Annotated in this window: 21 protein-coding genes; 12 read left to right on the forward strand and 9 right to left on the reverse strand. The window is 72.1% G+C overall.

The window, feature by feature from the left end:
* The first annotated feature begins 49 nt into the window (after positions 1-49).
* On the forward strand, positions 50-3,535 hold the full coding sequence (locus tag ACZ7GJ_RS28680; RefSeq protein ID WP_470755801.1) for an alpha/beta hydrolase: 3,486 nt from the start codon (positions 50-52) through the stop codon (positions 3,533-3,535).
* Between the two features lie 95 nt (positions 3,536-3,630).
* Here the strand turns inward: ACZ7GJ_RS28680 and ACZ7GJ_RS28685 are convergent, their stop codons facing one another.
* From ACZ7GJ_RS28685 to ACZ7GJ_RS28700, 4 genes are all read right to left on the reverse strand, one after another.
* Positions 3,631-5,643 (reverse strand): ATP-binding protein, encoded by a 2,013-nt coding sequence (locus ACZ7GJ_RS28685; protein WP_470755802.1) that lies wholly within the window; start codon positions 5,641-5,643, stop codon positions 3,631-3,633.
* Between the two features lie 189 nt (positions 5,644-5,832).
* On the reverse strand, positions 5,833-6,132 hold the full coding sequence (locus tag ACZ7GJ_RS28690; protein ID WP_393818494.1) for a PAAR domain-containing protein: 300 nt from the start codon (positions 6,130-6,132) through the stop codon (positions 5,833-5,835).
* Between the two features lie 157 nt (positions 6,133-6,289).
* A complete protein-coding gene (locus ACZ7GJ_RS28695) occupies positions 6,290-8,107 on the reverse strand; it encodes a chitinase (protein ID WP_470755803.1) in 1,818 nt (605 codons plus the stop codon).
* 77 nt (positions 8,108-8,184) lie between these two features.
* Positions 8,185-9,150 carry a choice-of-anchor A family protein gene (locus ACZ7GJ_RS28700; protein WP_470755804.1) on the reverse strand — a complete coding sequence of 322 codons (966 nt, stop codon included), beginning with the start codon at positions 9,148-9,150 and terminating at the stop codon, positions 8,185-8,187.
* 278 nt (positions 9,151-9,428) lie between these two features.
* Here ACZ7GJ_RS28700 and ACZ7GJ_RS28705 point away from each other — a divergent pair, with 278 nt between their 5' ends.
* Complete coding sequence (locus ACZ7GJ_RS28705) at positions 9,429-10,091, forward strand: response regulator transcription factor (RefSeq protein WP_470755805.1); 663 nt, start codon at positions 9,429-9,431, stop codon at positions 10,089-10,091.
* A gap of 59 nt (positions 10,092-10,150) precedes the next feature.
* Here the strand turns inward: ACZ7GJ_RS28705 and ACZ7GJ_RS28710 are convergent, their stop codons facing one another.
* From ACZ7GJ_RS28710 to ACZ7GJ_RS28720, 3 genes are all read right to left on the reverse strand, one after another.
* Positions 10,151-10,699 (reverse strand): hypothetical protein, encoded by a 549-nt coding sequence (locus tag ACZ7GJ_RS28710; protein WP_470755806.1) that lies wholly within the window; start codon positions 10,697-10,699, stop codon positions 10,151-10,153.
* 295 nt (positions 10,700-10,994) lie between these two features.
* Entirely contained in the window at positions 10,995-11,720 is a 726-nt protein-coding gene (locus tag ACZ7GJ_RS28715) for a peptidoglycan-binding domain-containing protein (RefSeq protein ID WP_470755807.1), read from the reverse strand.
* A gap of 111 nt (positions 11,721-11,831) precedes the next feature.
* Positions 11,832-12,548 (reverse strand): response regulator transcription factor, encoded by a 717-nt coding sequence (locus tag ACZ7GJ_RS28720; RefSeq protein WP_470755808.1) that lies wholly within the window; start codon positions 12,546-12,548, stop codon positions 11,832-11,834.
* A 140-nt stretch (positions 12,549-12,688) separates the two neighbouring features.
* On the opposite strand from ACZ7GJ_RS28720, the gene ACZ7GJ_RS28725 reads away from it, so the two are divergent.
* The 9 genes from ACZ7GJ_RS28725 to ACZ7GJ_RS28765 all read left to right on the forward strand — a co-directional run bounded on the left by ACZ7GJ_RS28725 (position 12,689) and on the right by ACZ7GJ_RS28765 (position 21,403).
* Positions 12,689-12,874 carry a hypothetical protein gene (locus tag ACZ7GJ_RS28725; protein ID WP_470755809.1) on the forward strand — a complete coding sequence of 62 codons (186 nt, stop codon included), beginning with the start codon at positions 12,689-12,691 and terminating at the stop codon, positions 12,872-12,874.
* A 400-nt stretch (positions 12,875-13,274) separates the two neighbouring features.
* Positions 13,275-15,620, forward strand: a complete 2,346-nt coding sequence (locus ACZ7GJ_RS28730; protein WP_470755810.1) for a sensor histidine kinase — start codon at positions 13,275-13,277, stop codon at positions 15,618-15,620.
* Positions 15,621-15,624: 4 nt separating this feature from the next.
* Positions 15,625-16,104 (forward strand): roadblock/LC7 domain-containing protein, encoded by a 480-nt coding sequence (locus tag ACZ7GJ_RS28735; RefSeq protein WP_470755811.1) that lies wholly within the window; start codon positions 15,625-15,627, stop codon positions 16,102-16,104.
* Between the two features lie 76 nt (positions 16,105-16,180).
* Complete coding sequence (locus ACZ7GJ_RS28740; RefSeq protein ID WP_470755812.1) at positions 16,181-16,450, forward strand: DUF742 domain-containing protein; 270 nt, start codon at positions 16,181-16,183, stop codon at positions 16,448-16,450.
* The gene (locus ACZ7GJ_RS28745) at positions 16,431-17,096 is read left to right on the forward strand and encodes a GTP-binding protein (RefSeq protein WP_470755813.1); all 666 of its coding nucleotides are present in this window, start codon (positions 16,431-16,433) and stop codon (positions 17,094-17,096) included. The genes ACZ7GJ_RS28740 and ACZ7GJ_RS28745 overlap by 20 nt, the downstream gene beginning before the upstream one ends.
* Positions 17,097-17,124: 28 nt before the next feature.
* The gene (locus ACZ7GJ_RS28750; protein WP_470755814.1) at positions 17,125-17,592 is read left to right on the forward strand and encodes a roadblock/LC7 domain-containing protein; all 468 of its coding nucleotides are present in this window, start codon (positions 17,125-17,127) and stop codon (positions 17,590-17,592) included.
* A gap of 30 nt (positions 17,593-17,622) precedes the next feature.
* Positions 17,623-19,488 carry a sensor histidine kinase gene (locus ACZ7GJ_RS28755; protein WP_470755815.1) on the forward strand — a complete coding sequence of 622 codons (1,866 nt, stop codon included), beginning with the start codon at positions 17,623-17,625 and terminating at the stop codon, positions 19,486-19,488.
* 5 nt (positions 19,489-19,493) lie between these two features.
* A complete protein-coding gene (locus ACZ7GJ_RS28760; protein WP_470755816.1) occupies positions 19,494-20,702 on the forward strand; it encodes a sensor histidine kinase in 1,209 nt (402 codons plus the stop codon).
* Entirely contained in the window at positions 20,699-21,403 is a 705-nt protein-coding gene (locus ACZ7GJ_RS28765; protein ID WP_470755817.1) for a response regulator, read from the forward strand. The genes ACZ7GJ_RS28760 and ACZ7GJ_RS28765 overlap by 4 nt, the downstream gene beginning before the upstream one ends.
* Before the next feature lie 222 nt (positions 21,404-21,625).
* Here the strand turns inward: ACZ7GJ_RS28765 and ACZ7GJ_RS28770 are convergent, their stop codons facing one another.
* Both ACZ7GJ_RS28770 and ACZ7GJ_RS28775 read right to left on the reverse strand, forming a co-directional pair.
* Positions 21,626-23,137, reverse strand: a complete 1,512-nt coding sequence (locus tag ACZ7GJ_RS28770) for a sensor histidine kinase (protein ID WP_470755818.1) — start codon at positions 23,135-23,137, stop codon at positions 21,626-21,628.
* Complete coding sequence (locus ACZ7GJ_RS28775; RefSeq protein ID WP_470755819.1) at positions 23,134-23,868, reverse strand: response regulator transcription factor; 735 nt, start codon at positions 23,866-23,868, stop codon at positions 23,134-23,136. Before ACZ7GJ_RS28775 ends, ACZ7GJ_RS28770 begins: the two co-directional genes overlap by 4 nt.
* A gap of 105 nt (positions 23,869-23,973) precedes the next feature.
* Between ACZ7GJ_RS28775 and ACZ7GJ_RS28780 the strand changes: the two genes are divergently transcribed.
* On the forward strand, positions 23,974-24,567 hold the full coding sequence (locus ACZ7GJ_RS28780; protein WP_470755820.1) for a hypothetical protein: 594 nt from the start codon (positions 23,974-23,976) through the stop codon (positions 24,565-24,567).

The raw sequence follows: 24,567 nt of genomic DNA on the forward strand, positions 1-24,567 counted from the left end.
TGATAGGCCTCCCTCCGCTTTCGCGGTCCGAAGCTAGGACAGCCACGACATGACCATCGGTCCCTACGCCCCCGCGCAGTCGTCCCCCGGCCCAGAGCGGAGGCACGTACAGCGACCCGTTCCCCCGTCCTCCCACAGCAGTTCCCTACCGACAGGGGCGGAAGCGGCTCTGGGCGTCTGGGCTGCGCCCCAAGGAATACCCAGCGCACCTCTGGCACAGGCGGAGGAGTTCGATACGGCACCGGAACTCTCCCTCGACGCCGGCCAGCCCCACGACTTCAACCAGGCGGACACGGCCAACAGGAAGGAGCTGGCCGCGGATCTCGACCGGCCGGCGCCCGGCCCGGCCGGCCCCGGCCAGGTCACGCCGCAAGTCTCCCGCCGTGACGCGGAGGCCGCCGGCTCCGCCATCACCGACGCGCTCCAGGGCGGCGAGTTCGACCCGCTCCAGGCCGTGACCCGGATGACCGGCGTGGCGCAGCAGGCGGCACCCCGCGACCTGCGCAGGGCCAACGCCTACCACCTCGTCAAGGGCCTCTCCGCCGGAGCCGGGCTGCCGTGCCACGTCCTGTCCTACGAGCCGGAGTTCGAGGGCGTCGGCCGGATGGCCGTCGCCGTCGGCGACATCGAGACCGCCACGCACGTCGCCGTCCTGGTCCCCGGCATGGGCAGCGATCCCTCGAACTTCGACGAACTCGTCCGCCGCGCCCGCACCGTCTACGACGAATGCGGCAAGGTCGACCCCGCCGCGAAGGTGGCCGTCATCGCCTGGCAGGGCTACAAGGCGCCCCGCGACATCCGCAAGGGCAAGGGCGAGGTCAGCAACGACCAGCCCGCCAAGGACGGCTCCAGGCTTCTCAACATCGACCTCGCCCACTGGCGCGCCCTCTGGAGGAACAGCACCGCCCGCCAGAGCGCCGGCCTGTCGCAGCAGCCCGAGATCACCATCAACGGGTTCAGCTACGGCAGCGTCGTGGCCGGCTACGCCCTCATGCGGCGCACCGAGCACGGCGGCATCTCCGACGGGGCCAAGGGCGCGCTCGTCGGAACCACCCGCGAAACCGTTCGCCAGGTCGTCTCCCTCTTCCCCCTCACCGCCGCCGCCAAGAAGCGGATGCAGGGCGGCACCTGGACCCAGGCGGTGACCGAAGGCGTCAAGAAGACGCTGCCCATCGCCGAGATGGCCGCCGACCCCTCGCTCCTGTCGGCTGCCGCCTACGTGTACGCCCCCGCGAAGGCAACCGTGATGCGCTCCGTCAACCAGGCCCGCGCCGGCTACAAGAGCGAGCCCCTCGGCGGCGGAGAAGCCGACTACCTCGTCCTCTTCGGCAGCCCCGGCACCGGCCGCCGCGCCAAGCACCTCAACATCCCCGCCACCAGCATCTTCGCCGCCTCCCACAAAGACGACACCATCAGCAAGCTCAACTACTTCAGCATCGACCCCACCCACATCAAATACGACCCGTCCGGCAGGGTCACCCGTCTCAGGACCGAGTTCACCCCCGACCCCACCCTCAGCTGGAAGGAGAACGCGGAGCGGGCCCACACCAGTTACTACGACGCCGCCACCGCCGCTCGGCCGGCACGGGAGTCCCTCACCGACCTCGCCCGCATCGTGACCGGAAACCGTCACCAGGTCACGCCCTACAAGAAGCGGTCCGGCGCCATCCTCGAAGGCCACAAGAGCCTTTGGGCGCGCCCCCTCACCAACCCCCCGACCAACACACCACTGCCCGCGGAGGCCGCCGCCACGGCCGCCCCGACCACCGCCCCTGCCACGGCCCCCGTCACGGAATCCACCTCGGGTACCGTCCGCGGCGGCCGCGGAAAGCGCAGCGCGATCTCCGAGTTCGGCAACGAGATATCGGGCGGGGACTACCGCTCCGAGAACTACGCCAAGGTTCCGCGTGTGCCCAAGTCCTTCACCGCGAAGCTGGACGCGGTCGGCCGGCCCAACACCGAAGCGGGGACCCTGCGGGCCGGCGCGGACCTCCTCGGCACGTTGTCCGGAGGTCTCGGCGCCGCGGTTCCCGGGGACAACGAGCCGATGGTGCACGCCGCCACCGCCCTCGGGTACGACCCGATGGACCTCAACGCGGTCGTCGAGACCCTGAAGCAGAAGGAGCAGGCCCTCCGGAGCGTCATCGCCAATGCGAAGAACCCGGCAGAGCTCTCGAAGGCGCTGAAGAACACCTTCAAGATCTCGCCGGACCTCGCCGTGTACATCGCCTCGGTATTGATGCAGGGATCGGTTTCCGCGCACGCGGAGATGGCGGAGAAGAACGGACTGGACTCGAACTACCTGAACAGGAACCCCAACTCCTCCTACGCGGACCTCGAGAGCGCGGGGAAGTTGAAGGGGGTCGACACCGGATGGATCCAGAGCACCTTCCGCAACGTCCCCGGAATGCCCGTGGTGGTGCACAAGTTCACCATGGCACTGGGATCCTTCAACCAGCGCGTCGAAGGCACCCAGCACGCCATCGGCATGCGCTTCCTCGAAGCAGCCGACGACCTCCAGAAAAGCAAGCGCTTCGAGGCCGAGCGGGTCCTGCGCAAGGCGGCCGTGCTCAAGCTCCCTGTGATGGCCTTCCACCAGGGCTTCGTGGACACTCCCGAGGCGAAACTGGTGGAGAAGCTGACGGCGGCCTTCAGTTTCGACACGCATAAGCTCGCCGACATCAAGCAGTGGCAGAACGACCACCTCAACCGGGTCCGCCCCTCCGGGAACTACAACCCGGCGCGGTGGGTGGCCCGTGGCTTCATGGAGGCCGTGTACTGGTCCTGGGGAGAGCTCGACAGGCGTTTCGGCGGGACCGCCTGGCGTCGCGACGTCATCTTCACCAGTGATGAGGAGCGCGTCATGAACCGGCTCGTCCAGGAGAGCTACGCCTTCACGCAGGCCGAGGAGGTCCGCCTCGCCCACAAGCACCGCGCGCTCGGCAAGGACCTGGGCGACAGGATCTCATCCATCACGGTCGGCCGGATGTACGCCGACCAGCCCAAGTACCTGCACGGGCACCAGATCTACCACATCGCGATCGAGAGCGCGAAGAAGGCGTACAAGGCGTTGGAGCAGGCAGGTGCCCTGATCCCGTGGCCGGGGCGCCTGGAATACACCCCGGCGCTCTCACCCCAGGAACTGGGGGACTGGGCGGCACGGACCCTCTGGTACCGGCGGCAGCCCACTCCGCTCCCGCCCGAGATGTTCGAGCGCATCAGCGTCATCGGGGAGGGCCGGTTCAAGGCGGCCAATGCGCTGCGCTTCGTCAAGCTGGATGAACCCAACCTTTATGCGATATGGGACGACCGTCAGGGTTCGGGGAACCTGCTCGCCAAGATCGAAGCCAGCGGGGACAGGCTCCGGTTCAACGTCTCCCACTGGCAGACGGCCAAGCTGCGCATCACCACGGTACTGGGAGATCAGGAAACGGAGCAGGGGACTGCCACCGCGCCCGCGAACCCCCGCTGGGCGAACACCCACTCGGTCACGGTGCCCAAGGGCACTCAAGTCCGGGTCCATGTGAAGGAGTAGTGAGCGGCGGCGCGGCCACGACCGCCCGTTGAGCTCCCACTGCACCACCGGCCCGTGGCCGGTGGTGCAGTGGCGTGAACGTTTCCGGCTCGGCGTCAGCCGGTTCGGCCGAAGAGGCGGCCCAGTTTGGTGTATTCCGTTTCGATGCCGGCGAGCAGGTCCTCGCCGGTGACCTTGCGGCCCGCGGCGACCGCTTCGAAGGCGGCGCTCTCGACGCAGGCGCGGATGCTGCCGCCCGCCAGGTCGTAGGCCTGGGCGAGGGTCTCGATCGGGAGGTCGTCGGGGGCCGAGGCTCCGAGCAGGGAGTGCCACAGGCGGGCGCGGACGTCGGGGCCCGGGCTCTCGAAGTGGACGACCTCGTCGAAGCGGCGGGTGAAGGCCGAGTCGATGTTGGAGCGGAGGTTGGTGGTGAGGATCGCCAGCCCGTTGAAGGCCTCCAGGCGTTGCAGGAGGTAGCCGCTCTGCATGTTGGCGTGCCGGTCGTTGGAGCCCTTGACCTCGCCGCGTTTGGCGAACATCGAGTCGGCCTCGTCGAAGAGGACGACGGCGTCGAGGGTTTCGGCGGCGGAGAAGACCCGTTCGAGGTTCTTCTCCGTCTCGCCGATGTACTTCGAGACGATCGACGGCAGGCTGATGACGTAGAGGTCCAGGCCCAGCTCGTGGGCCAGCGCTTCGGCGGCCATGGTCTTGCCGGTACCGGACTCGCCCGCGAAGAGGGCTGCGGTGCCCTGGCCGCGGCCGCCGCCCCGGCGCATGCCCCAGTCCTGGAAGACCTCCTCGCGGTGGCGCACCCGGGCGACCAGCATGTCGAGGCGGCGGCGCACCGCCTGCGACAGGACCAGGTCCTCCCAGCCGACGGCGGGATCGATGTGCCGGGCCAGGGCGCCGAGTTCGGCGGCCGAGCGCAGCCGGGCCGCGGCCCGTACCTCGGGCATGGCGGGGGTGGCGGCGCGCAGGGCGCAGCCGCGGTGCACGCGCTCCACGGCGGCGGAGGCGGCGGAGCCGAGCTGGTCGCGCGGATGGCGTGCCGCGGCGGAGCGCAGGTCGGTCTCGTCGGGCATCGGCGCGTCCCACTCGTACGCGGACCAGGGCTGGGCCCCGTAGAGCAGGAGCGGCGGCGGCGCCGCGTCGAGGCGGGCGGCGACGCGGCGCAGCAGGTCGACGTGTTCGGGGGTCGCCGTTCCGGGCGGCGGTACGGGCAGCAGTACGGCGGCGCCCAGCAGCCGGGCCTCGAGCGCGGTCCGTTCGGCCAGCAGCGCGGGCGCGGTGTCGGTGGCGGCGGCGACGAGCGCCTCGGGGTCCAGGAGCAGCGGTACGAGCCCACGCGCGGCGAGCGCTCCGCAGGCGGCGGGGAGGGCTTCGCCGCGGATGCCCTGGCGCAGGTAGCGGGTGCGGCCGGGGTCGGTGGCGAGCGCTTCGTGGAGGGCGGCGAGGCGGTCGGGGTCGGCTCCGTGCGCGGCTTCGGGGTGCGGGGGCAGCACCCGCAGCCAGGCGGCTCCGCCCGCTTCGGGGCCGCCGTCGCGGCCGGCGAGGAAGTCGACGAGGCGGCCGGGGACGTTGAGCAGCCGGTCGGGGAAGGCCTCGGCTGCGTCCTCGTAGGCGAGCAGACCCGCGTCGAGCAGGGGTGAGCCGGGCCGCAGCAGGCCGGCCGCGACGGCTTCGGGCACGGTGATGCCGTGGGCGGAGAGGGCGACGGCGACGGTGGGGCGGGAGGAGGTCCGCCCGCTCAGGAAGCGGAACGCGGTGCCGCAGACGGGGTTGATCTCCGGGAGGAGGCAGGTGAGCAGGATGTCGGTCTCGCGCTCGGTGAGGCCGAACTCGCGGACCAGTCGGGCCAGCCGGTCGCCCTGGCCGTCGAGTTCCGCCAGTTGCCCGGCGTCGGGCCATCCGGGCGCGGCCGATGCGGCGCGCGGGCCGTCCGGGGAACCGTGCCCGTCGTCCGTCTCCGTGCCTTCGAGGCCTTCGAGACCGTCCGGACCGTAGTCCGGGTCCAGGTCCGTCGGATCGCCGGACTCGTGGCGCAAGTAGAGTCGCCGCAGTCGCTCCTCCACGACGTCGAGGCGCTGCCCGAACAGCGGCGTGGGCGTGGGGGTGGACGTCGGCGTCATACGGGGGCGGTTTCCTTCGCTGCGCGGGGCGGGGCCGCGGGGCGCGGGATGCACCGCCCCGGGGCCGCGGGCCGGACCGGCCCACTTCGACCCTAGGCAGGGGCGGGTGTTGCGGCCGTCGGCCCGGGTGGACGGTTCCCGGCGAAGGTTGACAACGCATGGAGGTGACCGCGGTGGCAGAGGTGGCCGTCAGCCGCCGATCATCACCGTGGGCAGGCCGGCGACGACGACTCCGCCGTGCGCGGTGGTGTCCCCCATGCGTGCGGCCGGCCGGCCGCCGATCAGGACCGTCGCGCTCCCCTTGACGATGCTGTCCGGCGGGCCCACGCAGGTGCACATGTTGCCGACCGCGGCGGCGGGCAGGCCCCCGATGAGCACGTTCACCGCGCCCGGCGGCATGACCGGGCCGCCGACGTGGGGGACGGGCGGTACGGCGGGCGACTGCATGGGGCAGGTGTGCATGTCACCCACTCGTGCTGCTGGGGGCATGGGCGCGGCTCCTCACTCACTGGGCTCGTTGGGGTGCGGGTTCGTCAGGACCGAACGTACGCCGTGCCTGACGCAACGCCAGTGGACCGGAGAGGACCGGGTGTCCCCGATGGATGACACCCGGTCCTCTCCGGCAACGGCGCGGCGGCGCCGGCGGTCACTTGCCGAGCTGCCACTCCTTCTTGTACTGGGAGACGGCCTTGGAGAAGTCGTACTTCTGCTGCTGGGCCCCGCTGCATCCGCTGTCGAACTGGACGGCGCCGCCCGCACACTGCTGGTCGCGGCCGACCGACCACATCGACAGCATGCCGATGTTCTTCTCGGCAGCGAACTTCTGGATCTTGTTCATGTCGGCGACGGTGACCACGCCCTTGTCGCCGACGCCCTGGCCGCCGTCACCGTTGTTCTTGCCGATGTTCGGCGTGATGCCGACCATCCGCCACAGGTCCGCCTCGGACTTGTTCGGGAAGAACTCCTTCAACTGCTTGTGCAGGCCCTCGCCCGCCGAGATGACGGCGTCGCCGTACTTGCCCATGTCGGGCACGGACTGACCCATCATCATGGCCATCACATTGACCACGTCGAGCTGGGCGCCCGCGTCCGTGAAGGACTTGAGCACGTTCTTGCCGTCCTGGACCAGACCCGTGGCCAGGCTCGGCAGGGTCAGCGAGACGTGGAGCTGCTTGCCGTTCTTCTTCGCGTTCTCCTGGAGGATCTTCACGGCCTCGGCGCGCCGCTTGTTGGCGGCCGCGTTGGTCTGGATCGAACCCTCGACGTCGAAGTCGATCTTGTTGATGGCGTAGCGGTCGATGACGCCCTGGTAGGTCTTGGCCAGTTCCTGCGCGGACTTGTGGTCCACGGCCAGCTCGTGGCCGTTCTCGCCGCCGAAGGAGATCGCCACGTCCCCGCCCGACGCACGCAGGTCGGCGATCGACCTGGCCAGGTGCTGGCTCGGGGTGATGGCGTCGCTGCCCCAGCGCGGCAGACCCTTGCCCTGACTGTCGCCGACGATGAAGCCGAGGACGAACTGCTTGACTCCGGTGTCCTTGGAGATCTGCGCGAGGTCGGGCACCGGGTAGGCGGCGGCGTCGATGAACGGGCTCGCGCCGCGCCATGCGGACGCGGGCTTGCCCGCGTCCACCGGGGGGCGGCCGTCGGGGCCGGGCTGGGTGGTGGCCACGGACGCCTTCGCCGAGGCGCCCGCCTTCAGGGCCCCCTTCCCGGTGATCTGGAGCCGCTTCTGCTCCTTCTGCGCGGCGACGTTCCCGTCACCCCAGGAGTTGCCCGGCAGCAGCCATGCCTCCAGGCCGTAGAGGGCGGACCAGGAGGCGATGTCCTTGGTCCCGGTGTTGGTGATCGTGAAGTCCAGTTGCCCGGAGGTGCCCCAGTCCTTGAACTCGGCCGTCAGCTTCAGCCCCTTGTCCGAGACCCAGCTCTCGCCGGGCTTCAGCCCGCCCGGGTCCGGGGTGGGCGTAGGGGTGGGCGGCGTCGGGGTCGGGGTCGGCGTCGGAGGCGTGGGGGTCGGCGGGGTCGGCGGGACCGGCGGCTTGGAGCCGCCGTCGCCGTCCTTCCATGACGCGCCCTGGGCGTCGACGGCCTTGCCGTTGAGCTTGAAGTTCTTCAGCTCGTACGAGGACTGCTTGCCGCCGAGGTCGACGCCGAAGGTGAACTCGCCGCCCTGGTAAGTGTCGCCCGTGACCGTCACGTGGCGGCCGGAGATCTCGGTCTTGCCGGTGTAGACCTGCGGCATCGGGCCGGACGGGACCTCGAACTCCAGCTTCCAGCCGGGCTGCACCCCGGGGATCTTGACGCTACCGCTGAGCCACCAGGTGGTTCCGGTCAGGCCCACCTTGACCGCCTGGCCGGAGGAGGCGGAGGCGTTGGTGAAGGCGTCGGTGGCGTAGACGGAGACGGGGACCATGAGTCCGGCGGTGGCCAGTCCCGTGGCGAGGGCTATGCCGGTGCGCTTGCGCATGCGGTTCAGCTTTCGGATGAGGGGGGTGGGGGGAATCGGGGGAAGTGGGAACAGGAGAGGGGGCGGCCGAGGACCGTTCAGCGGCGGGACGCGCGGCGGCGTACGGCGGCCGAGGCGACGCAGGCTCCGCCGATGGCGAGGGCGGCGACCGCGCCGAGCACGATCCGGGAGTCGGCGCCGCCGCCGGTCGCGGTGAGCCGACCGCTCGCGCCCTGGGGCTGGGCCGTGGAGGAGGCCTTGCCGGGCGGCACCGACGGCGTGGCCGAGACGCCGCCCTTGCCGCCCGTCCCGCCGGCGGGCGAGCCGGTCGCGGGCGTGGACGGCTGGGGCGCGACGGGGGTGGGCTTGGGCGCCGGCGGGATCGGCTGGGCGGTCCCGCCACCACCCCCGCCACCACCGGTGGCGGGCAGGCAGCCGGCGAAGGTCATCTGGTGCGTCTCCGCACCGGGCACCGAGGTCAGCCGCTTGGCGATGACGCCGCCGTTGACGTGACCCGGCCCCGCGCCCTTGCCGCCGAGCTCCACCGCCGCGTCGGGGGCGAGCACGAACCTGCCGGTCTGCGGGTCCCACAGCTCCACTCCGTACAGGGGCGAGTCGATCATGTCGTACGAGCTGCCCAGGACGTTGACGAGCGTCGTGGAGCCGGCGGGCACCTTGAGGGAGATCCGGTCGGTCTGCTGGAGGTCGGAGGCGTTGACGGAGAAGACGTTCAGCTCGGCGTCCGTGCCGGTCAGCAGGAGCGCCCTGCCTCCTTCGGGGCGGGCCACCGTGCCGTTGCCCTGGACCTGTGCCCAGGACCGGTAGACGCCCTCGCCCTTGGCGATGACGACCTGGTTGGCGTTCAGCCTGCCGCCGACGGCGACGGCTCCCTCGGAGTCGCAGTACCGGGTGGAGTCTCCCTCGACGAACTCGACGTACGCACCCGCGGCCCCCAGCGGGTTGCCGTCTCCGCACCGTGGCGCCGCGGGGGCGGGTGCGGCGGGAAGCGGAGCCGGCGAACCGGCGGCGGCTCCGACGACGGCGAGGACTGCGGTCGTGCGCATGCGACAACTCCCGGTCGGACAGGGGAAGAAGGGGGGATCGGGGTGGTTGGCTCCGACCCTCCCCCACACACGAACACAACGTCAATTACCGATATTTATGTACTTTTCGGACATGAGCTCCTTAAGTTCCTTAACTGGGCCTAAAGGGTGATCAACGTCACTCTCAACTGCCGCTCCACACTCGCCGAAGAGGCCGAATCCTGATAACAGTTGATCCGAATGTCCGATCCTCCCGTTTCCTTACTCCTCCCCCGACCCCCACAGAAGGGACCGCGCGCATGGGCGCAGGCGTCCTCATCGTCGACGATCAGCCGATCACCCGCTCCGGGCTCACCTGCATCATCGAGTCCCTGCCGGGGTACCGGGTCGTGGCCGAGGCCGAGGACGGCACCGAGGTGGTGGCGAAGGTCCGGGAGCACGACGTCGACCTGGTCCTGATGGACCTGCGGATGCCGGGCGTCGACGGGGTGGAGGCGACCCGGCGGCTGATGGGGATGGACGACCCGCCGCCCGTCATCGCGATGACGACCTTCGCCGTCGACGAGCACGCGCTGGAGGCCCTGGAAGCGGGCGCCCGAGGGTTCGTGATGAAGGACATCCGCCCCGAGGAACTGCGCTTCGCGATGGAGAGCATCATGAACGGGGGCAGCCTGGTCTCCACCGAAATGCTCGGCTTCCTGGTCACCCAGGCCTCCCGGGGCTCGGCCGCCGCCGCGCGGCCGCACCGCCATCAAGAACTCCTGGCGGGCCTCAGCGAGTCCGAGCACCGCGTACTGGCCCTGATCGGGGCGGGCCTGAGCAACGCGCAGATCGCGGGCCGGCTCTACCTCTCGGTGTCCAGCGTGAAGGCGCACGTCTCGCGCGTGCTGCAGAAGCTGGCCCTGGAGAACCGCACCCAGGCGGCCGTCCTGGCGCACGAGCTCGGCCTGCCGGCCGACTGAGTCCGGCGACGACGGGCGCCCCCGTCCCGGGGTGGGAGGGGGCGCCGGTGGGGCGGGTGTCAGCAGGGCCGGATATGGAAGACGGGGTCCCAGTTGGCCGTGCCGGTGTCCTTGGCCACGTTCGACCAGCGTTCGCCGCCGTCGTAGTTGTAGAAGCGGGCCCGGGTGCCGGACGTCTGGTTGTTGTTGAAGGTGCCGTTGCCGACGCCGTCGAAGTCGTAGTAGCCGCACCGGTAGTAGTCATAGTTGACGCCGCGGCCGTCGACGATGCACAGGTGGCCGTTGTTGCAGGCCAGGGCCGCGTCCGGAGCGGCCAGGTCGCGGGTTTCGGTGCGGCCCGGGACGGCGAGGACCATGCTGCCGCCGGCGGTGGTGAGCTTGTTCGCGGAAACCTGGCGGGCCTGCGGGTCCTTGGCGAGGACGGCGTCGACCTGCTGCTGGAGTTGTCCCGCCTGGACTTCGGTGAGTCCAGCCGCCCGCACTTGCGTGCTGTACGCACTCTGCTGGGCGTTCGGGACGGTGGCGGTCGAGGCGTGGGCGGACAGGACGGGCCCCGCTAACAGGGCCGCGGTCGCGGCCGTGATCGCCAGGGTCTTGCGCACTGACATGGTGGTACCCCTCTGCTTCGGCGACCGGAGGGCCGCCCGCTCGTGACGGGCGGGCGGCCTGCTGTCGCGGTCCATCCTTTCGAAGGACGCGCCGCCCATGAAGGGCGGAATCGGTCGTGATACCACTCTTTCGCGCTTAACCCCCATATCTACCGACCTCATCCGCCCCAGGCGTCTCGCACGCCCGTACGCGCATCTCGGTGTAAGGGGCAACGGTTCTTCACGCCCTGGCGTGCGTGTTCGCGGGGCTCCGACCCCGCGCGTGCGGCCGCCCCGGGCGGGTGGCGCGAAACAGTCAGCCCAGACCGAAGGCCGCCCGGGTGTGCGGGCCGTAGATGCCCGAGGGGTCGCCGGACAGGCCCCGGTCGCTCTGGAGCTGGGCGACGCCGCGGCGGGTCTCGTCGTCGTAGACGCCGTTGACGGTGATGTACGTGAACCCCTGCCCGTGCAGGCGCTGCTGGAGCGTGCGCACTTCGGCCCCGCGGTCGCCGGGGCGCAAGGTGCCGTCCGGGGTGGGCGGCGGGCTCGGGGTGAAGGGATCCGGCGGGACGGACGTGGAGGAGGAGCCGCCGCCCGGCGGCCTGCCGGGGGTCGCGGAGCCCTGGCCGTCGGCGCCGGTGCGCGGGGGGTACGGGGACTGCGCCCGCGAGGGGTCGGCGCTGCCGGGCGGGACGGCGCGCCCTCCGGAGGTGGACGGCGAGGCGCCGGGCCCGTGCGAGCCGTCGGCGGAGTGCTCGGCGCCGGGCCCCTCGGAACCGGCCTCCGGGAGCGCGTCGGGCGCGCCGGCGCCGCGTCCGGCGGGGCCGATCAGGGAGGCGAGCCCGTCGCCGTTGCCGCCGAGTACGAGCAGGCCCGCTCCGACGGCCGCGAGGACGCCCGCGGCGGCCATCGGGATCCGCCAGCGCTGGGCGCGCGAGGGGCGCCGCCGGCTGGTGAGCCCACCCAGGTCGAGCACCACCGTCTCGCCGTCGCCGGGCGCGGGCCCCGCGGGCGCTGGCGCAGCGGGCGCGGGCGCAACCACGGGTGTTGGCGTGGGAACGGGCCTGGGCCGGCCGGGCATGTCAGATCACCGCCTTTGTCAGTAAATAAGTCTCAATGGGCCATCGGTCGCACAGGCTACCCGCTACCCGCGTTACACCCGCCCCGCCAGCGTCAGGCCGGTCTCGTTGGCGATGAGCGCCGCCTGAGTGCGGTTGTCCAGGTGGAGTTTGCTCAGCAGCCGCGAGACGTAGGTCTTCACGCTCGCCCGGGACAGGTGGAGTTCCTCGGCGATCTGCGCGTTCTCGAAGCCGTGGCCCAGCAGTTCCAGGACGTGGCGCTCGCTGTCGTTGAGCAGGCCGATCCGGTGGTGGGACCGGGCGAACTGCGCCCGGGACGCGGCCGGCCGGTCCATCAGACCGCCGAAGACCTCGGGCGCGATGGCGCACCCGTTGGCCAGGACGTGGCCGAGGACGGCGTCGAGGAGACCCGCGTCCAACTGCCTGGTGACGAACCCCCGCGCACCGGCGTCCAGGGCCTCCTCCAGCCCCTCGTGACCGCCGTCCCCGGTGAGCAGGACGACCTTGGGCGGCCGGGGCAGCAGTCCGCCCAAGCGGTCGGAGTTCAGGCCCACCTGCCGGGCCAGAGCCAGGTCCATGACCACGAGTTCGGGCTCGGTGCTGCGCAGCAGCCGCGCCACCTCCTGGGCGGTGGAGGCCTCGGCGACCACCTCGTACCGGCCGAGGCTTTCGAGTACGCGACGCAGTCCCGTACGGAATACCGCTTCTCCATCCGCGATGAGAACGGCACTTCGGCACTCGTCCTGCCTCACGTCCGTAACCGCGCCGTGGAGTTCTGCCGTCAAGTTCATGATCGTATGTTCGCGCATCACGACTTATGAGTCACGTAATGAATTCTTAAAACACCTTAACCCTACAACCGAGTTATGGTGTGGACCGAAGAAGCGATGCCGCCTCTTTCCACTCCCCGACAGAAGGCCGAGCCGACGCCATGCACGTTTCCCACAGCCTGACGGGCCGCGGCAGCGGCCGCGGACAGCATTCCGCTGCCGCCGCGAGCGATACCCCCGTCTACGACGCCGTGGTGGCAGATCTGGGAACTCCGACGACGGACTTCGTCGTACCGGAGGCCCCGGAGCTGCTCTGGGAGGAACATCTCGGCTATCTCCCGACCTGAGGGGACTTTAGCCCATCCCACCAGGGCCGAAGGATCTCACCCGGCCGACTCCATTGAATTCTTCCACCAGGACACAGGAAAGCTTTTCCTGATCCCTCGTCAGAATTCATCGGGTCAGGCCGAAGGCGAGCAGCCCCGCCGAAAGAATGATCACGGCCTCCGTTTCGGGACTTCTACCATTCGGGACTTCCGGCAGCCGATTCAGTCCACAAGAACCTTGTCCCTGCACCAAGTCTGTGTTATCCGGGCACACTTCTCCGACTGGGCAGTGCGGCCGCCCCCTTCGCTCCCGAAGTCAACTTTTGGCCGACGAGGGTAGCCTTTTGGTCAGGTAAAAGGAGTACACCTCCTACGTACGCTGGGACGGCCCTATTCCACTCCCCCGAAACCAGGTCCTCCCGTGACATCAGCCGGCCTCCGTCCGCCCCTGCCCTGGCGCAAGCGCGTACTCGCCGACCTCCGGGTGCCGACCCGCATGCTGATCGTGGTCCTCGTCCCGCTGCTGGCGGCCCTCGGCTTCGCCGGTCTGCGCATCGACGACGCCCTTCGCACCGCGGGTCAGTACGGCGACACCGAGCGGATCGCGCAGACCAGCCGCACGGGAACGGCCCTCATCGCCGCGCTCGCCCAGGAACGGGACCTCGCGGTCGACCCGCGCGCCCACCCCCGGGGCACGGACGCCAAGGGCCGCGACGAGACCGACGCCAGGGCACGGCAGTTCCTGAAGGAGCTCGCGGACCTCCCCGCCCACTCGGGCATGGAGCGCCAGCGCAAGGTGACGGGCGCCGGCCTCGAATCACTGGCGAAGATCCGCAGGATGGCCGACGCACAGGGCTCCCCCGCCGAGGTCGAACACGACTACGGCGGCGTCATCGTCTCCATCGCCAGCCTCTACAACCAGGTCGGCGGCATCGGCGAAGAGGCCCGCGGCGCGGGCTGGACCCTCTACACGGTCGCCCTGAACAACGTGATGGTCACCAGCCAGCGCTCGGTCCTGGCGAGCGCGGCGCAGTCCGGCTCCCTGAGCACGGGCCAGCAGGGCAACATCCTCGCCTCCCAGCTCGTACGCGACATCACCGGCATGGAGTTCGGCCTGTACGCAGACCCGCACGAGGCCGAGGCCTTCCAGCGGATCCTCGCCGACGAGCCGGCCCGCAACCTCACCGCCGCCATCTCCGCCCTCGGCACCTCCACCGGCCAGACCAACCTGGCCAAGGCGCTGCCGAAGACCTGGTACGAGGACCTGACCCGGGTCAGCGAACAGCTGACGCAGCTTCAGGAGAAGGTGGAGCGGCGCGTGCTGGCCAGCGCCGCGCAGCAGAAGGACCGCGCTCGCGAACAGGTCGTCATCGACGTGGTGCTCGCCGCCCTGGTGCTGCTGCTGGCTTCGGCCCTGGTGTTCGCCACCTCCCGGCACCTCGTACGCGGACTGGGCTGGCTGCGCCGCTCCGCCGCCAAGGTGGCCGACGAGCACCTGCCGGAGGTGACCCGCCACCTGAGTCGGGGCAGCGCACTGCCCGCCGCCCTGGAGGGCAAGGTCCTCGCCCCGCGCACCCGCGACGAGATCGGCGACGTGGCGCGCGCCTTCGACCGCGTCTACCTGGAGGCCGTCGGGCTCGCCCGGCAGCAGGCCGCCATGCGCGAGGAGGTCAACCAGCTCTTCCAGAACCTCTCCCGGCGCAACCAGGGCCTCATCCAGCGCCAGCTGGCCGTCATCACCGAGCTGGAGGGCCACGAGCAGTCCCCCGACGGGCTGTCCCGCCTCTTCCACCTCGACCACCTGGCCACCCGGATCCGGCGCAACAGCGAGAACCTGCTGGTACTGGCCGGTGCGGAGATCACCGCCGAGCGCCGCGAGAGCACCGAACTACTGCCCCTGGTACGGACGGCGACCTCGGAGATCGAGGAGTACCAGCGGGTGACGTACCGGACGGTGCCGCCCGTGGCGATCGTCGGGTACGCGGCGGACGACCTGGTCCACCTGATCGCCGAGCTGCTCGACAACGCGGCCTCCTTCTCCAGCCCCGACACCTGGGTCGTCGTCAGCGGCCAGCGGATGCCCGACGGCCGCGTGCTGCTGGAGATCCGCGACTCGGGCATCGGCATGGGCGAGGAGCAGCTCGCCGCCGCCGGGCAGGTGCTGCACCGGTCGGCGGACGGCCGGGCGGACCTCAGCGAGTCCATGGGCCTGTACGTCGTCGGGGCCCTGGCCCGCAAGCACGGGGTGGACGTACGGCTCTACCCGAACTCCCCCGCCGGGCTGGTGGCCGCGCTGGTCCTGCCGGAGGCGCTGCTGGGCCCGCCGGCGCTGGAGCAGGCGCCGGCACCCGCGCCGCGCCGCCGCCCGGGCCCGGCACCGGCACCGGGCCGGCGCGTCGTCCGCGGGCATGCCGTCGCCCCGCGGCCGGATGCGCACCAGGCGGGCGAGGAGCATCCCACCCTGGCCATCCGGGCGGTGGACCCGGACACGACCGCGACCGCCCACCGCGCCGCCCCGCAGCCGCAGCCGCAGCCGCAGCCGTCCCAGGATCCCCGCGTCCACGAGTCGACCAGCGCGGGCCTGCCCGTGCGCCGGCGCCGTCCGCGCGCCGGAAGCATCACCGCCCCCGCGCCCGCACCGGAGGCCGCCGCGTTCCCCGACCCGGCGGAGATCCTGCGCCGGATGAGCGGGCTGGACAACGGCATCGCCCAGGCCGCCGAACCCGGCACCGGGCCGCGGAAGCAGAACGACAAGGAGGAGGAGTAGACCCATGAGCCCGATGTACGCGATCGAGGCCGCACGCCCCCATCAGCAGTCCCACGGCGGCGCCGCCGCCGACCAGGTCCGCGAATTCCGATGGCTGCTCCAGAAGTTCCAGACCGACCTGCCCGGCGTCTTCGACGTGGCCGTCGTATCCGCCGACGGGGTGCTGCTGGCCCGGTGCTCGGCCGCCCGGGCACCCGCCCCCGAACTGGTCTCCCCGATCACCAGCGGCCTGGCGGCGCTGGCCTTCGCCGCGTCCTCGCTCCACGGGTCGGGTCCGGTACGCCGTACCGTCCTGGAGATGCGGCACGGGGTCCTGGCCGTGGTGGCGGTCTCCGACGGCTCCCTGCTGGCCGTCGCGGCCGACCAGGGCACCGACCGGGCCGTCCTGGGCTACGAGATGACCCGGCTCGTCCAACGCGTCGGCCACGTCCTGACCGCCGAGCTCCGCTCCACGCTGAGGGACCATGCCACGGTCGCCGCATGAGCCGCACAGACCCGCCGGCCCCGCACCGATCGCCCCCCGCCCCTACACCATCACGGCGGGGCGCACCGTGATCCGCATGGAACTCCCCCTGGAGGCCTTGGTCGTCACCGGCCGCCGCGCGCAGGCCGGCACCGGACAGCCCGAGCACGACCGGATCCTGGCCCTGTGCGCCCGGCCCACCTCGGTCGCCGAGGTGTCGGCACGGCTGGAAGTGCCGCTCGGGGTGGCCCGCATCCTCCTGTCGGACCTGTGCGGCACGGGTCTGGTCTCGGTCATCGATCCCGCCGGCGAACAGCCGACCACCGCGTTGATGGAAAGGGTCCTCAGTGGACTTCACAGCATCTGAGCCACCGCCCGTCCTCGCCACCGGAAGCCGCGGTGCCGTCCCCGCCGGCCCGTCCTCCGCCAAGATCGTCGTGGCGGGCGGCTTCGGGGTCGGCAAGACCACGCTCATCGGCAGCATCTCCGAGATCCCGCCGCTGCGCACCGAGGCCGTGATGACGACAGCCGCCCAGGGCATGGACGACATCGCCCGGGTGCCCGCCAAGCGGACCACCACCGTGGCCGTGGACTTCGGCCGGGTGACCCTGGAGGACTCCCTGGTCCTCTACCTCTTCGGCACGCCCGGACAGGACCGGTTCTGGTTCCTGTGGGACGACGTGGTCACGGGCTCGATCGGGGCGGTCGTCCTGGCGGACAGCCGCCGCCTGGCGGACTCCTTCCCGGCGGTCGACTACTTCGAGGAGTGCGGTGTCCCGTTCGTCGTCGCGCTCAACGCCTTCGACGGGCGCCAGCCGTTCAGCCCGGAGCAGGTCCGCGGCGCCCTGCGGATCGGTGACGACGTGCCCGTGGTCCTCACCGACGCCCGGCAGCGGGGCGCGGTGCGGGAGGTGCTGATCCGGATGGTCGAGCACGCACTGGAGCGCCGGCTCGCCGCGCCCGCGGGCCGCCTGACCGCGACCGCCACCGCCACCGCCACCGCCACCCTGTGACCGACCCCCGATACGGAGGGACTCCCCCATGGCCGTCACTCAAGCCCCGCCGCCGCCCCCGCTCTCCATGCAGCCGGCTTCGCACCGGGCCGCGGACATCGCCCGCGCCATCCAGGACCGCTGCGCCGCCACCCCCGGCATCCGCCGCGCCGTACTGCTGTCGGCCGGCGGCCTGGTGCTGTGCGCGGACGCCGCCGCCCCGAAGGACGACGCCGAGCGGCTCGCCGCCCTGTCGTCCAGTCTGATGTCGCTCACCAAGGCCGCCGCCCAGGCGTACGAGAGCGGCGGGCTGGGCGCCGCCGTCGTCACCATGCAGCGCCACCACCTGTGCATGGCGCCCGTGGACGACCGCACCGGGCTGGTGCTGCTCGCCGACTCCGGTACGGACACCGGCCAGATCACGTACGTCGCGGCCGTGCTGGCCGCGGAGATCTCCGCCCTCCTCGACGGCGAGACCCGCGAGCACCTCGGCCGCTTCTTCCTCCAGCCAGGCTAGCCCGGACGCCATGACCCGACGGACACACCCATGAGCATGAACTGGCTGCGCCACCGGCGGCTGGGCACCCAACTGGCCCTCGTACTGGCCCTGCCCGTCACCCTCGCCCTCGCGCTCGCCCTCCCGCAGGCGCAAGACGGCCGGGCGCGGGTCGCCGCGGCGGCCACTGCCGAGCAGCACGCGCTGCTCTCGGTGGCGGCCGCCGGTCTCGCGCGCGGCCTGGAGAACGAGCGGGACGCCTACTCCCTGGCCGGCGGCAAGGCCAACGAGGACGTGGGCAGCCGGCGGGCGGCCACCGACTCGGCCCTCACCGACTTCCGCACGGCCTCCGCCCGCAGCGCCGCCGACCCGCGCCTGGAGGGCCGGCTGGAGCGGGCCGGTCAGGCGCTGGAGCGGTTGGCGAAGGCGCGCGGCGGCGACATGGCCCGGCGCTCCGCGCTGCTGCCCGCGATCGAGGAGTACGCCTCGGTGATCGACGCCGTCGACGTGCTGGTACCGGCCGACGGGCCGGGCGCGCGCGGTTCCGGCGCGTCCTGGGCCCCGTACAGCCTGGCCGCCGGGAGCTCCGCCCTGTCGGCGCAGCGCTCGCTGCTCAACTCCCCGCTGACGACGGCCTCGCTCACCGACGAGGAGAAGGCCTTCCTCACCGGTCAGGAGGGGGTGCGCCGGCACATGCTCGGCGAGTACCGCGCGGCGGCCGCCGATTCGGACCCGGGCGCGGACACGACCCTGGACGACGGCTGCCTGGCCGGCCCCGTCGCGGGCGCACTGGCCGGCCGCCGCCCGGCACCCGCCGACTGGGTGCCGTGCAGCTCCCGCGTCCTGGACCGGATGCACGAGATCGAGGCCGGGCTCCTCAACGAGGCGCTGCGCGGAGCCGCCGCCGCACACGCGGACGCCCGCAGCGCACTCCTCACGCGCATCACCGCGGTCATCGCCGCGCTCGTGGTGTGCGCCGTGGTCGCCGCGCTGGCGGCACGCCGGCTCGTACGGCGCCTGCACCGGCTGCGCCGGGCCGCCCTGAAGGCCCAGAACGAACTGCCCGTACTGGGCCGCCGCATGTCGAACACCCATGACCCGGCCCGGCTGACCCTGGACGTCGCCCCCGTCGACCTCGGCGCGCACGACGAGGTCGGCGACCTGGCCCGCGCCTTCGACTCCGTCGTCAAGGAGGCCGTCCACCAGACCTCGCAGCAGGCGGTCCTGCGCGCCGCCGTCCACGCCAAGCTGGCCTCGATGTCCCGCCGCGGCCATGTCCTGGTCCACCAGCAGTTGGACGTGTTGTCGTGGCTGCAGATGTCCGAGCACGAACCCCGCGCCCTGGAGGCGCTGTTCCACCTGGACCACCTCGCCACCCGGATGCGCCGCCACGGCGAGACCGTACTGGCCCTGGCAGGCGAGGATCCCGGGCGGATGTACCGGGAGGACGCCCCGCTCGTGGACGTCCTGCGCGCGGCGGCCGCCGAGGTCGAGGACTACACCCGGGCCGACGTCGACCCGGCGGTCCCGGAGGTGTTCGTACGGGCGCGGGCGGTGCACGGCCTGACGCACATGATGGCCGAGCTGATCGAGAACGCCCTGAAGTTCTCGCCCCCCGACCGCTCCGTGGACCTGTCCGCCGAGCGGTCGGCCGACGGCGGAGTCGTCGTCCGCGTACGCGACTTCGGCGCGGGCATCCCGGGCGGCCAGCTCGACACCCTCAACGTCGCCCTGCAGAGCGAGCTGCCCGTGGACTGGGTCCGCTCGGACTGCTCCGGCCTGTACGTGGTCAACTGCCTGGCCGCCCTGTACGGCGCCCGCGTCTACCTCGACTCCTCGCCGCACGGCACCACCGTCGTCGTGGCCCTCCCGGCGGACCTCGTGGTGACCGAGCCCGCCACCGTCCACGCGGAGTGACCCCCATGACGGCCCACACCTACAGGCTCATCAGGCGCAGGCTGCGCTACCTGACGCTCTGCGACACGCCCTCCGTGCACCGGGAGCGCGTCATGGACGCCGCGCTGGCCGCCCTCGTCGCCGCGGCTTCCCTGATCGCCCTGTCCACCGTCTACCGCACCGGCCTGTTCCACAGCTACCCGGTCAGCTGCCTGTGTGCCCTGCTCGCCGCGGGCGCTCTGATGTGGCGGCGCACCCGTCCCGAGCTCTGCGTGGCCGTCGCGTTCGGTGCGACGCTGGCCTCCGACGAGGGCACCGCGATGATCGCCGCCTCGTACGCGGTGGGCCTGTACGGGCGGCGCCACCGCGCGCTGGTCGTGGGCGCCGCGACGCTGGCGTTCCTGAGCACGCGGTCGCTGACCGGCGGGCTGATCGACGACCCGAACTGGCGGGTCTACGTCGCGGTCCTGAACTTCGTCGCGCCCGCCGTCTACGGTGCCTTCGTGCGGCGCCAGCGCGGGCTGAGGGAGCAGTTGCGCGAGCGCCTGGCGCGGGCGGAGGCCGCCACCGATCACGCGGCGCGGTTCGCGATCATGGAGAAGCGCACCCGGCTCGCCTTCGAGATCCACGACACCGTCGGCCACCACACCACGTACCTGGTGCTGCGGGCCGGGGCGGCCCAGCGGCGCAAGGGCCTGCCCCCCGAGGTGGCCCGGGACTTCGAGGAGATCCAGGAGGCCGCGATCACCGTCATGCAGGAGCTGCGCGGTGTCATCGGCGTGTTGCGCGAGGGTGACGACGAGGAGGAACCGCTCGGCGGACGCCTGAGCTGCCACGAGTTCCTGGAGGGACTGACCCGCAACATGCGGGCGATCGGGATGGACGCGCGGTACGAGGTCGGCGGCACCCCGTGCGCCATCGGCTCGGCCGGCGAGGGGCTGCTGTACCGGGTCAGCCGCGAGTCGCTGACCAACGCGGCCAAGTACGCTCCGGGCGCCGCCGTCCGGATCGCTCTGGAGTACGGGCACGGTACGGTGAATCTTGTCGTCCGCAACGGCCGCCCGCTCCAGCGGCCGCTCACCCACGACTCCGGCGGCCTGGGCCACGCGGGGCTGCGCAGGGCGCTCACCTCGGCCGGCGGCCGCTTCGTGGCCGGACCGGTGCCGGGCGGGGGCTACGAGGTGCGGGCCGTCATACCGCTGCCCCCGCACGAGTTGAAGGAACCGGCACTGTGACCATTCGAGTGATCATCGTCGACGATCAGGCGATCATACGGTCGGGTCTTCGGATGATGATCGAGTCCTCGGAGGACTTCGAAGTGGTCGGCGAGGCCGTCGACGGCGCCGACGCCATCATCCAGGCCAAGCTGCACCGCCCGGACATCGCCCTGATGGACCTGCGCATGCCCAACCTGGACGGCGTGTGCGCCACCCGCAAGCTGGTGGAGCTCCCCGATCCGCCCAAGGTCCTGGTGCTCAGCACCTACAACAGCGACAGTCAGGTCCTCGAAGCGCTCGACGCGGGGGCCAGCGGGTTCCTCCTCAAGGACCTGCGCTGCGAGGAGCTCTTCTCCGCACTGCACGTCATCGCCTCCGGCGGCCGGGTCTTCGCCCCCGAACTCCTGCGCAACCTGGTCCGCCAGGCGGCGCGCCGGATGCCGGTGCAGGTCAACGGGGTCGAGGCGAAGGTCGCGGCGCTGAGCGAGAGCGAGCACAAGGTGCTGCGGCTCATCGGCATGGGGATGACGAACGAGCAGATCGCCCGGGAACTCCACCTGGCGGGCGCGAGCGTGAAGACCTACGTCTCGCGCACCCTGGCCAAACTGGAACTGGGCAACCGCACGCAGGCCGCGGTCGTGGCGTACACCCTGGGCCTGGTGGGCCACCCGGCCCCGAACACGCCGCCCGGCAGCCGGGAACCCGGTACCCCCGCCTGACGGGCCGACCGCGCGGCGCCAAGGCTCGGGGCGCCCCTGCGGACCCGGCCCGACCGGCCAGGGGGTGTCTGGCGGGTGTCCGCGGGGGAAGGAGTGGCGTCCGGTGCGTGCTCTCGGCGTGCCGACCGGAAGCCCGCGTACTGGACGTACTCGGGCTTTCGGCCGGTGCGGCGAGAGCGCGTGCCGGACGTCGCGACGCCACGGACATCCGCCAGACACCCCCTACGGGCGGGCGGCCCGGCGGCGGCCCCGGCGGGGGCCGGAACCGGCCGCGGGGCCCGCCTCCTTGGCGGCCTCCGACCGGGTGCGGCGCACACGGGCCGCGGCAGCTCCCTTCGGCGGGGCCCCGGCCGAGGACGGCCCTGCGGCACGGCGGCGCCGACGCGCCGCGCGATCGGCTTGGCGCGCATCGCGCAGCAGGCGGACACGGATCTCCGCGCCGCCGAGGACCGAGCGGCCGACGCTGACGTCGCCGCCGGTGGACTCCGCGAGCCGGCGCACGATGTCCAGGCCCAGTCCCGTGGAACCCTGCCGCTCCCCGTCGTTGCCGCGGCTCAGCGCCGCGTCCGGCTCGGCGATCCCCCCTCCCGCGTCCGAGACCAGGACGATGACGGCGTCCTGCCCGCGGTGCACGTCCACCGCGAACGCCGCGCCCAGCGGGGTGTGGCGGAAGATGTTGCCGAGCATCGCGTCGAGACAGGCCGTCAGTTCGGCCCGCGCCACCGGCAGGTGCACCGGCTCGGCCGCGCCCGCCAGGCGCGCCTCGCGGCCCTCGTCCTCGGCCAGTGCCGACCAGAACTCCATCCGCTCCCGGATCACTTCCGCCGCGTCGCAGCCCGGGATCTCGCCGCTCTGCGCCGCACTGGTACGGGGCCGCTGCTCGCGCGCGGTGCGGATGATGGTGTCGACCTCGCGTTCCAGTTGCTCCACCGCCGCCCGGGTCTGCTCGGCGGCCTGCCCGTCGCCGAGGGAGGCGGCGTTGAGCCGCAGTACGGTCAGCGGGGTGCGCAGCCGGTGCGAGAGGTCCGCCGCGAGTTCACGCTCGGCCTCCAGCAGCGCGACGACCTGGTCGGCCATCGAGTTGAACGCCGTCCCGGCCGCCCGCAGTTCCGCCGGGCCCCCCGCCACGACCCGCGCGGCGAGCCTGCCCTCGCCCAGCTCGTGCGCCGCCCGCGCCAGGCGCTCGGCCGGCCGGACCACCCGTACGCCCAGGCGGTCGGCGACGGCGACGGAGCCGATCAGCAGGGCGGTCGCCACCGCGCCGAGCACCAGCCAGGCGGTAACTACGCCTTCGCCGACCGCGTCCTGCGGTACGAACACCTCGACGACCGCCATCCGGCCGGCCCCGAGGGCCGTCGGCTGCAGGACCACCCAGCCGCCCCGCACGGCGGCCCGGGACACCTGGCCGTTGTCGCGGACCGCGGCCACGTCGGAGGCGGGGGCCCGGCCCTCGCCGATGTCCCAGCCGCTGTCGGGCGCCCCGTGCGGATCGCGGGGCATGTGCACGGCCATCCGGGACTCGGCGCCCGGCTGCGTGGAGGCGACCGCCTTCTCCACCTGTCCGCGGTCGGTGGTGACCGTCAGTACCGGTCCGATGGTGGCGGCCTGCCGCTCGGCGCCGGCGAACGCACGGTCCCGGGCCATCTGTTGCACTGCGGCGCCCAGCGGCACGGCGAATGCCGCCACGACCATCACGGTCACCGCCAGGCACACCCGGACCAGCGCCCATCTCATGCGCTGTGGGCCACCGCTGCCGCGCACGGTCCGTCCGGGGCGGGGGGCTCCAGCTTGATGCCCACGCCGCGGATGGTGTGCAGGTAGCGCGGACTGGCCGCCGTCTCCCCGAGTTTGCGGCGCAGCCAGGACAGGTGGACGTCGATCGTCTGGTCGTCGCCGTACGCCTGCTGCCACACCTGTGACAGCAGCGCGCGGCGGGAGACGACCACGCCCGGCCGCTGCGCGAGGAAGGCCAGCAGGTCGAACTCCCGGCGGCTGAGCTCCAGGGGCGTCCCGGCCAGGACGGCCTTGCGGCGCATCGGGTCGACGCGCAGCTCTCCGACCCGGATCAGCCCGGTGCCTTCCTCGCCCTGCTCGACCGCTACCGGCCGGGACCGGCGCAGTACCGCCGCGAGCCGGGCGGAGAGCTGTTCGACGGAGAACGGCTTGGTGAGGTAGTCGTCCGCACCGCTGTTGAGCAGGCGGATGATCTCCGCCTCGTCGTCCCGCGCGGTCGCGATGATCACGGGGATGTCGGTGATGCCCCGCATCATCTTCAGGGCCTCCGATCCGTCGAGATCGGGAAGTCCCAGATCCAGAATGACGACGTCGAGGTATTGCGAGGAAACTTCCCGCAGTGCTTCCAATGCCGTGCCGACACTGCGGACGGTGTGCCGCGCATCGGAAAGGTGCCGAATGAGCGCCGAACGCACTGCCGGATCGTCTTCGACTACGAGCACACTTGCCATGGCCCGGAGTCTACGCGACATTCCCGCACCGCATTCCTGGAGGGCCGCGCGAATTCCCGTATCCTCTTTTGCCGACTGTGAACCGTCGCGGATAGGCTCCAGAAAATGCGACGAGGATTCATGCACGGATCGGTCTGGCTGCTGGCCATGGGAGTCGCCGTCGCCGTCTCCTGGTGGGGCATACGCAGCGTCATGTCCGGCCCGCTCGGCGACGCCCCGCGCGCGATCGTGCTCGGCGGCTCGCAGGATCCCGCGCCGCCGCCGTCGGAGGGGAAGTCCTCCGGCCCGCCGCCGCCCGTCTCCTCGCCGCCACCGTCCCCGGGTGCCGGCGGGCACTCCACCCCTCCGCCGTCCGGAACTCCGCAGACCCGTCCGCCGGGCGGCGGCACCCCGCCCGCCGCGCCGCCGCGGACGCCCGGGGGCGGGGACGGGGGCAAGCCGGTCCCGGGCACCACTCCCCCGCCGGATCGGCCCACGGGCAAGGTCGAACCCGTCAGCGTCGCGGGCGGCCGGGCGGTGTTCGAGATGGGCGAGAGCTCGGCCTCACTGGTCTCCGCGACGCCGGCCTCGGGCTGGCAGATGCAGACCTGGCACCAGAGCACGTACATACGGGTGACCTTCACCAAGGGGCCGCAGGAGATCTCGGTGTTCTGCGTCTGGCACGACCAGGCACCCCGGATCCAGATCGAAGGCCCCTGA

This window comes from Streptomyces sp. NPDC037242 (assembly GCF_055604165.1).

What these genes read in the sequence shown, in the direction of transcription:
- ACZ7GJ_RS28720 (WP_470755808.1), bottom strand. Translation starts at nt 12,548, where the DNA reads ATGAACTTGACGGCAGAACTCCACGGCGCGGTTACGGACGTGAGGCAG.
- ACZ7GJ_RS28685 (WP_470755802.1), bottom strand. Translation starts at nt 5,643, where the DNA reads ATGACGCCGACGTCCACCCCCACGCCCACGCCGCTGTTCGGGCAGCGC.
- ACZ7GJ_RS28725 (WP_470755809.1), top strand. Translation starts at nt 12,689, where the DNA reads ATGCACGTTTCCCACAGCCTGACGGGCCGCGGCAGCGGCCGCGGACAG.
- ACZ7GJ_RS28760 (WP_470755816.1), top strand. Translation starts at nt 19,494, where the DNA reads ATGACGGCCCACACCTACAGGCTCATCAGGCGCAGGCTGCGCTACCTG.
- ACZ7GJ_RS28770 (WP_470755818.1), bottom strand. Translation starts at nt 23,137, where the DNA reads ATGAGATGGGCGCTGGTCCGGGTGTGCCTGGCGGTGACCGTGATGGTC.
- ACZ7GJ_RS28735 (WP_470755811.1), top strand. Translation starts at nt 15,625, where the DNA reads ATGAGCCCGATGTACGCGATCGAGGCCGCACGCCCCCATCAGCAGTCC.
- ACZ7GJ_RS28755 (WP_470755815.1), top strand. Translation starts at nt 17,623, where the DNA reads ATGAGCATGAACTGGCTGCGCCACCGGCGGCTGGGCACCCAACTGGCC.
- ACZ7GJ_RS28750 (WP_470755814.1), top strand. Translation starts at nt 17,125, where the DNA reads ATGGCCGTCACTCAAGCCCCGCCGCCGCCCCCGCTCTCCATGCAGCCG.
- ACZ7GJ_RS28740 (WP_470755812.1), top strand. Translation starts at nt 16,181, where the DNA reads ATGGAACTCCCCCTGGAGGCCTTGGTCGTCACCGGCCGCCGCGCGCAG.
- ACZ7GJ_RS28690 (WP_393818494.1), bottom strand. Translation starts at nt 6,132, where the DNA reads ATGCCCCCAGCAGCACGAGTGGGTGACATGCACACCTGCCCCATGCAG.
- ACZ7GJ_RS28700 (WP_470755804.1), bottom strand. Translation starts at nt 9,150, where the DNA reads ATGCGCACGACCGCAGTCCTCGCCGTCGTCGGAGCCGCCGCCGGTTCG.
- ACZ7GJ_RS28695 (WP_470755803.1), bottom strand. Translation starts at nt 8,107, where the DNA reads ATGCGCAAGCGCACCGGCATAGCCCTCGCCACGGGACTGGCCACCGCC.
- ACZ7GJ_RS28680 (WP_470755801.1), top strand. Translation starts at nt 50, where the DNA reads ATGACCATCGGTCCCTACGCCCCCGCGCAGTCGTCCCCCGGCCCAGAG.
- ACZ7GJ_RS28710 (WP_470755806.1), bottom strand. Translation starts at nt 10,699, where the DNA reads ATGTCAGTGCGCAAGACCCTGGCGATCACGGCCGCGACCGCGGCCCTG.
- ACZ7GJ_RS28705 (WP_470755805.1), top strand. Translation starts at nt 9,429, where the DNA reads ATGGGCGCAGGCGTCCTCATCGTCGACGATCAGCCGATCACCCGCTCC.
- ACZ7GJ_RS28780 (WP_470755820.1), top strand. Translation starts at nt 23,974, where the DNA reads ATGCGACGAGGATTCATGCACGGATCGGTCTGGCTGCTGGCCATGGGA.
- ACZ7GJ_RS28775 (WP_470755819.1), bottom strand. Translation starts at nt 23,868, where the DNA reads ATGGCAAGTGTGCTCGTAGTCGAAGACGATCCGGCAGTGCGTTCGGCG.